Origin of the sequence: Thermoactinomyces daqus, assembly GCF_000763315.1 — a bacterium.
Lineage (GTDB): Bacteria > Bacillota > Bacilli > Thermoactinomycetales > Thermoactinomycetaceae > Thermoactinomyces_A > Thermoactinomyces_A daqus.
The window spans coordinates 59,403-65,402 of record NZ_JPST01000048.1; the positions used below are offsets into that span (position 1 = coordinate 59,403).

Genomic DNA, 6,000 nt, shown 5'->3' on the forward strand with positions numbered 1-6,000 from the left:
ATGACATCTTGGTTACGCTTGCAACCTATCACTGTAGTACTAGGATCATGTCGAATACCATTTTTCCTCACTCTCCTTATTATTAAGTAAAGGGGATCTATCATGTTGATAAATGAATTAAAGGAAAGATTTGATAATAACTATCGAAGGATAATTATTTTACTTTCGATAAATTACTTTTTTGCAGGTATTATTTTAGTTTTTATATATTTTGATAGTATTTATGGATTAGGTACAGTTGTAATTTGCCTGCTATATAATATATATTTGAACTATAAATGGAAAGTAAACACGAAATTAAAGGGAACATTGTATCGAAAATTGATTGATTACCCTTTATTGATTATTTATATAATTATGCTTTTATTTTTAATCACAAAGTAATGAAATTATGCTGAGCCAATGGCCACCGATCAATTGGCAAAATTCGGTTTCCTACAATGGCACGCAAGTCTACAGCTTCCAATATAACGCGAACAACAATCTCACCAAGGAAACCGATGAAACGGCAGGCACATCAACTAACTACAATATGACGACGACAATCGCGTGACTTCCGTTCAGGAGCCGAACAGCAACCAGACGGACTACACCTATGATGCCAACGGCAACGTCACCCAGCAAAAACTGACCGCCGGCAGCACGGTGATCACCCAAGGTTTTGCCTACAACAGTTAACAACCAATTGACCAAAATCACGTCCAACGGCGCAAACCAAGCGTAGTTCAACTGAGCAAGACCAGGTGGCCCGCCGCAAAACGGCCGACGGCAACATGACCTTTAACCGCTACAATGGCGCCGGGGATCTGGTCGAACGGGATATCTTCGACAAAAACGGCAACCTGCTCTACAGCTATCTCTATACGTATGACAATAAAGGGCGGATCACCTCCGTTACCGAAACAGACGGAACCAACCCGCCGAAAACGACATCTTACGAGTATGACGCACTGGACCAATTGACCAAAGAAACCCGGCCGGACGGAACGGTGATCCAGATCCCTTTCTGTATAGCACTGTACATTATGATATCAGGTACTTGCGGGTAAAGTAACGTTGTAGTTTGCTCTGGGAAGTGAAACGGATAGTCCGCCGCCTCTACAACCGTGCGACGATGGTGAGCATCGTTAGCGTCAGGTACACCAACCTCAGCAGCCTTGTCGACCGTCTATCCGGTTGTGATTGCGCCCTTCTCGAACAATCAAGGACATTCTTTACCTGTTTGTCTGAGACACCATTCACAATGAAATCTAGTCCCAAAGTTTGCAAAAGGTACGCATCAGTAACGTCATGCAAAAGTTGAATGTGAAAGGACGATCTCAAGCCGTAGTGGAGTTGGTAAGATTGGGCGAATTAAAGATATAGTCTGCATGTGACCCTGCCGCATTTGCAAATAAGGCAGGGGTTTTTGTTATATGGATCATTTTGGGAAAGGGGAATGGGAGCCCGTTTAACCCGTTTCCCAACTTTGTACTACAATGGGTATTCGCTTAACTAAAGCATTGTTTAAACGGTAATAGAGGGTTTGTCTGATATTGTGCTGACAGTATAATTCAGCGAGTGAAATGTTCTCCTTAAACCTGGCTTAGACGATATCAATTTTTTCCTCCGGGGTCCAGTTGCGACGCTTCATGCCGATTTCCTCTTTGATTCTATCAATTTGGAGAACCTCACACAGTAAACGGTCGTGTTTTAAAATGGAGGACTATAGTTTTTGAATATGAAATATTACCTATTTAGGACAAAGCTTAATGAACCCCAAAAGTCCAAGCGTATGGGGTCATTATATTTAATCCAGCGAAAAATGACATGAGGGATATTGAGAAGTATGTAATCTTTGATTTATTAAAGCAGATGGCGTATTACAGAAGTGGGCAAGGTTGGGAGCGAAGGAATATTATTTGTACGATGATGGATGTAGCTTATGATTTTGAAAAGGATAAAAGTGCGTTGAAAGTGTTAGGTAAAAGAAGAAGGCCGGATTATTATAAGGATACAATTTATTTTGGGAAAAGGTCTAGTGATGGATATCTGAAGGTTTATAATAAAAAGAAAGAATTGGAGAGAAAAGGAGTAAAGGTTCATTCGGAGTATTTGACAAGGATTGAATATAAGTGGAAGGCTAGGACTAAAAGAGAAGGTGTTCCATTGTGGAAACTGGGTCAATTGGATTTAAAAATAGATGAAAGATATGAGGTTTATCAACGTGGGGAACTAGGGGAAATAAAAGCGGAGCATCGGGCATGTTTGTGGGCGTATGAACAGGGATTGATTGAGTTGCATGAGTTTACCAGGACAACACAAAAACACATAAAAAAGATTCTCTCTGAGGCTTGGGAGAGAATCGATTTAGAGAAAATGTATAGATTGGAAATTGAGAACGAGGTTGAAAAGCTGTATGAGTTGCTTTATTGAGATGAATGGAGATAACTAAAGGTTAATTTTATTATAACGTGGATTTGATCGAAAAGATACCAAATAAATGGTATCTTTTTTTATTTTCTTGTTGACACGTGCTGTCATAAGGAGTACAATAGAATCAAACAGAGATGATTGGAGATGATCAAAGGTGAATAAAGTCTTGTTAGCTGGTCGTTTGGTTGCTGATCCAAAATTTCATGCCGGTGCTAATGGTGGAGTTTGTTTTATGACGGTTGCGGTTGAAGAAGGATATAACAAGTCAAAGAAAGCGAAGAATGTTGAGTTTATTGATGTTGTTGTTTTTGGAAATGTTGGTGAGTTTGCTGCTAATAACTTAAAAAAAGGTTATCTGATTGAGGGTTATGGATATATCAAGAACAGTTCTTATGAAAAGAATGGGCAAAAGGTTTATCAAACGAGTGTTGTTTTAAGGGAATTGGAGGTTTTGGCTAAGCCTAAGGGGGGTTCTAAATGAACTGTCCTAAGTGCGGGAAGAAAATGGTTTTTCAGCAGGGATTGTTCTATAGTCATTTGGGTTATTATATTTGTCCTAATGTTCTTTGCAAATATAAGACGGAAGAATCTTGTAATAGGGATTGGCTTTTGGGAACTGATTTTAAACAAGCTGAAGGGAGTTGGTTTTAATGCTTAAAGATGGCAAGTTTGTTTGTGATGAGTGTGAAAAGAATCCGCCTAAATATAGTTCTGGTGGATTGGAGCTTTGTGAGGAGTGTGCGGATGCGGTCGGTTGGCTTGAGGTGTTGGAAGATTATTGAGGAGGGGTTATTGATGGGGGATAGATATCAAATGGAATTTGAGTGGGAAAGCTCGATCTTTAAGGGACGAATGGAGAAGGGCTTTGTGTGGCTAGAAGCGGATGACGATGAAGACGATTGGAAAAGGCTGAGAAGAAAATTCGGAAATATAAGGGTAGTAGCAAGAGGAAGTATGATCTGAAAAATGTGTGGAAGGTGTGATAAGGATGGGTTTTTGGGATTTTTGGAAAGAGGTTGAAGACTCCTTTAAGGATTTGAAAGAAAAGGAATTGACATTAGGTTTTGGCAAAGGGGAGAAAGGGACAGAAGTCGATCAAGTAAAGAATTGGGGAGAAAAGAAACCGGACAAACATGATGGTTTGGGAGGTGGTTGGTTTTGAAGAAACTTAAGTTTTATGAGGAACAGCCTAGTATTCTTTGGGCTGTTCCATGGTCTTTGATGGGTAAATATGATTGGTTTATGTTGTCTCGGAAAGTATCGGCTGTTTTGCGTGAAACGATGGTGAATGCTGGTTTGGTTTTGAAAGAAAAGGTGGAGAAAGAAAATTTGAAGGGGGAGAAGAAAATTGTAGATAAAATCATTTATCCTCGTGTTGAAGTTAAGATGGATGAATATAACTTCTATCTCTGGTTTAGAATGATTTCGGGACAGACTAGGAAGATGTGGGAGTCGAAGATTGATGCTTTTAGCCAATCGTTAGGAGGGGATTTGGTCGGTTCTAAGATGAGACATGGAGTAGTTGAAATTGTGGTTCAACATTCATTGATGGATGTTACTCAGGTATTAAGGAAAAATGATGATGAACATTATTTGTATATTGGGTACAAAGCTGGTGGTGTTTTGAAGTGGGATTTTGACAGTTATCCTCATATGCTTTTGGTTGGAGTAACTGGTGCTGGTAAGAGTACGTTTTTAAGGATGATTTTAACCCAAATACCTAGGGATTGGACGTTACGAATAGTTGATGGGAAACAGGTTGAATTTACTTATATGAAGGATTTTGGCTATGATGTGGTGGATAGTAAGGAGGGGTTTTTGCGATATGTAGATGATGCGATTGATGAGATGGAGAATAGGTATAGGTATATGACATCTCAGAGAAAGAATCATTATAAGGATTGTGGATTGAAGCCGTATTTTTTGGTCTTAGATGAGTGGATCTCTTTGGTTGAAAACTTGGAAAAGAAAGGGGTGAAGGGAGAAAAGGCAGAGAGGGAAATTTTCTTTGAAAAGATGAAGACTTTGACGACTAAGGGTAGAGCTGCAGGAGTTTTTGTAATTGGGATTCTTCAACGTCCTGATACGGAATTCATGTCGGGGGTTGTTCGGGATATGTTTACTTGCAAGGTGGTTTTAAAAGGTTTATCTGTGGCGTTTAAGATGGCTTTTGATGAGGATGGGAAAGGGTTGGAAATTTTGGATAAAGGTCAAGGGTATTGCATGATTGATGATATATCAGTGTTCAGCTTTCCAAATTATGAATTAGATGAATTTATTGAGGATTTGGAAAGAAGAGGAATTCCTCATGTTGTTGAGGGAACTAATGGGGAACCTGTGGTGGATGATAATTTTGTTCGTACTTGATGTAGGTTGTTCCTCTCCTTTAATGAAAGGAGGGGATTGCTTTTTAAGGAGGGGTTTTGATGGGAAGGGATGATATTAGAGGTGGCTATTATATTAGGTTGTGGTGGCGGATTTATACAGGAAAGGTTATTTATCAAGAGGGAAGGGTGACGAAGACGGATAAAGAGGGGTTTTGTTTGAAGGGAAAAGGTTTTTATGAATTTGTTGCTTGGAAAGACGTTGTAGCGTATAAATTGGGACGTTATGGTTGAGGATTCTCCGGAAGTTTTTGAAGTTTTAGGGAGTTGTCGTTGACAGTTTGGGGCAAGTCTCTGTTAGGCTCTACCGGGCGCTAGCCCGGTGCCCGTCCCTGCTCCCTCTCCTGACGACTGACCAGCGAGCGAGTGAAGCGAACGAACGACGACGCACGACCGAAGGAGAAAGGAGGAGGAGTGAGAGAGCGAAGCGAGTGAGGGGAAGGAGGAAAGGGGGAGGGAAGCAGGGCGGAGGTACCGGGAAGAGCGGCGAGCTAGAGAGTTACAGAGACGTGGGCTCCCGGACTGTCAATGACGGGGCACCCAAAAGTTCAAAAAGTTACGGGGAAGACGAGGGGATTCCGCGTAGTCGTATTTAGTTCTTTAAGTAAATTATTGATGAAAATCTTACAATATTGTACAATGGAGGCGGTAAAGGAGTGGTGAAGATGTTTGATAAATTTTATACGATCGAAGAAATAGCGGAAATATTAAAGGTTCATGATCGGACTGTTCGGCGTGAAATTGAAAGAGGTAATTTGAAAGCAGTTAAGGTAGGTTCTGTTTGGAGAATTACTCACAAAGATTTTGAAGAGTACTTAGAAAAGAATCGGAATTGAAATCAGGCATATTCTAATTAGCCTGATTTAGTGTCAAATTTGACATTAAAGGGGAGAGGGTAATTTGCATATAGACAGAATTTCTTTAATTTACCCGGATGTTAGTGATGAAGAGTTTGCTTATTTCAAGGGGATGCTGGAGGATAGTGTAAAGGTTGTAAAGAAAGATGTTCCGGAATGGAAAGGGGAATTGATTGATAACTATTGGATAGGGAAAAGGAAGAAGGATTATCATTACAATATGACATTAGGAAGTGATGAAGAGGGCAGGGTTATTGTGAATTGGAAGCACAATTCGGAGCCGAATAACAGTAAAGAGATTTACGATATGAGAGTTGAGTTTACTTAATGAACCCCAAAAGTCC

At 40.2% G+C, this 6,000-nt stretch carries 11 protein-coding genes and 1 pseudogene; 11 read left to right on the forward strand and 1 reads right to left on the reverse strand.

The window, feature by feature from the left end:
- Nucleotides 1–525: 525 nt before the first annotated feature.
- Nucleotides 526–729: a hypothetical protein gene (locus tag JG50_RS20750; protein WP_235281712.1), complete on the reverse strand. Its 204-nt coding sequence runs from the start codon at nucleotides 727–729 to the stop codon at nucleotides 526–528.
- A gap of 14 nt (nucleotides 730–743) precedes the next feature.
- Here JG50_RS20750 and JG50_RS0115990 point away from each other — a divergent pair, with 14 nt between their 5' ends.
- From JG50_RS0115990 to JG50_RS0116015, 11 genes and pseudogenes are all read left to right on the forward strand, one after another.
- Complete coding sequence (locus tag JG50_RS0115990; RefSeq protein ID WP_152568620.1) at nucleotides 744–1,049, forward strand: RHS repeat domain-containing protein; 306 nt, start codon at nucleotides 744–746, stop codon at nucleotides 1,047–1,049.
- A 226-nt stretch (nucleotides 1,050–1,275) separates the two neighbouring features.
- Nucleotides 1,276–1,365, forward strand: a pseudogene (locus JG50_RS20755) (helix-turn-helix domain-containing protein); the annotation flags it as partial.
- Between the two features lie 543 nt (nucleotides 1,366–1,908).
- The gene (locus JG50_RS0115995; protein WP_152568621.1) at nucleotides 1,909–2,415 is read left to right on the forward strand and encodes a phage/plasmid replication domain-containing protein; all 507 of its coding nucleotides are present in this window, start codon (nucleotides 1,909–1,911) and stop codon (nucleotides 2,413–2,415) included.
- Nucleotides 2,416–2,569: 154 nt separating this feature from the next.
- The gene (locus JG50_RS0116000; RefSeq protein WP_052154407.1) at nucleotides 2,570–2,896 is read left to right on the forward strand and encodes a single-stranded DNA-binding protein; all 327 of its coding nucleotides are present in this window, start codon (nucleotides 2,570–2,572) and stop codon (nucleotides 2,894–2,896) included.
- A gap of 169 nt (nucleotides 2,897–3,065) precedes the next feature.
- Nucleotides 3,066–3,197 carry a hypothetical protein gene (locus tag JG50_RS20930; RefSeq protein ID WP_258560289.1) on the forward strand — a complete coding sequence of 44 codons (132 nt, stop codon included), beginning with the start codon at nucleotides 3,066–3,068 and terminating at the stop codon, nucleotides 3,195–3,197.
- Nucleotides 3,198–3,210: 13 nt separating this feature from the next.
- A complete protein-coding gene (locus JG50_RS20280) occupies nucleotides 3,211–3,378 on the forward strand; it encodes a hypothetical protein (RefSeq protein WP_160173911.1) in 168 nt (55 codons plus the stop codon).
- Between the two features lie 25 nt (nucleotides 3,379–3,403).
- A complete protein-coding gene (locus JG50_RS20285) occupies nucleotides 3,404–3,577 on the forward strand; it encodes a hypothetical protein (RefSeq protein ID WP_160173912.1) in 174 nt (57 codons plus the stop codon).
- Nucleotides 3,574–4,782, forward strand: coding sequence for an FtsK/SpoIIIE domain-containing protein (locus tag JG50_RS0116005; RefSeq protein ID WP_033102129.1), 1,209 nt, complete (start codon nucleotides 3,574–3,576; stop codon nucleotides 4,780–4,782). Before JG50_RS20285 ends, JG50_RS0116005 begins: the two co-directional genes overlap by 4 nt.
- A 59-nt stretch (nucleotides 4,783–4,841) precedes the next feature.
- Entirely contained in the window at nucleotides 4,842–5,033 is a 192-nt protein-coding gene (locus JG50_RS0116010) for a hypothetical protein (protein WP_033102130.1), read from the forward strand.
- 431 nt (nucleotides 5,034–5,464) lie between these two features.
- Complete coding sequence (locus JG50_RS19520; protein ID WP_081943993.1) at nucleotides 5,465–5,635, forward strand: helix-turn-helix domain-containing protein; 171 nt, start codon at nucleotides 5,465–5,467, stop codon at nucleotides 5,633–5,635.
- A 64-nt stretch (nucleotides 5,636–5,699) separates the two neighbouring features.
- Nucleotides 5,700–5,984, forward strand: coding sequence for a hypothetical protein (locus JG50_RS0116015; RefSeq protein WP_033102131.1), 285 nt, complete (start codon nucleotides 5,700–5,702; stop codon nucleotides 5,982–5,984).
- Nucleotides 5,985–6,000: the final 16 nt, after the last annotated feature.

Excerpts from the sequence above, each read along its gene's own strand:
- JG50_RS0115995 (WP_152568621.1), top strand. The coding sequence starts at position 1,909 with ATGATGGATGTAGCTTATGATTTTGAAAAGGATAAAAGTGCGTTGAAA.
- JG50_RS20930 (WP_258560289.1), top strand. The coding sequence starts at position 3,066 with ATGCTTAAAGATGGCAAGTTTGTTTGTGATGAGTGTGAAAAGAATCCG.
- JG50_RS20280 (WP_160173911.1), top strand. The coding sequence starts at position 3,211 with ATGGGGGATAGATATCAAATGGAATTTGAGTGGGAAAGCTCGATCTTT.
- JG50_RS20285 (WP_160173912.1), top strand. The coding sequence starts at position 3,404 with ATGGGTTTTTGGGATTTTTGGAAAGAGGTTGAAGACTCCTTTAAGGAT.
- JG50_RS0116010 (WP_033102130.1), top strand. The coding sequence starts at position 4,842 with ATGGGAAGGGATGATATTAGAGGTGGCTATTATATTAGGTTGTGGTGG.
- JG50_RS19520 (WP_081943993.1), top strand. The coding sequence starts at position 5,465 with ATGTTTGATAAATTTTATACGATCGAAGAAATAGCGGAAATATTAAAG.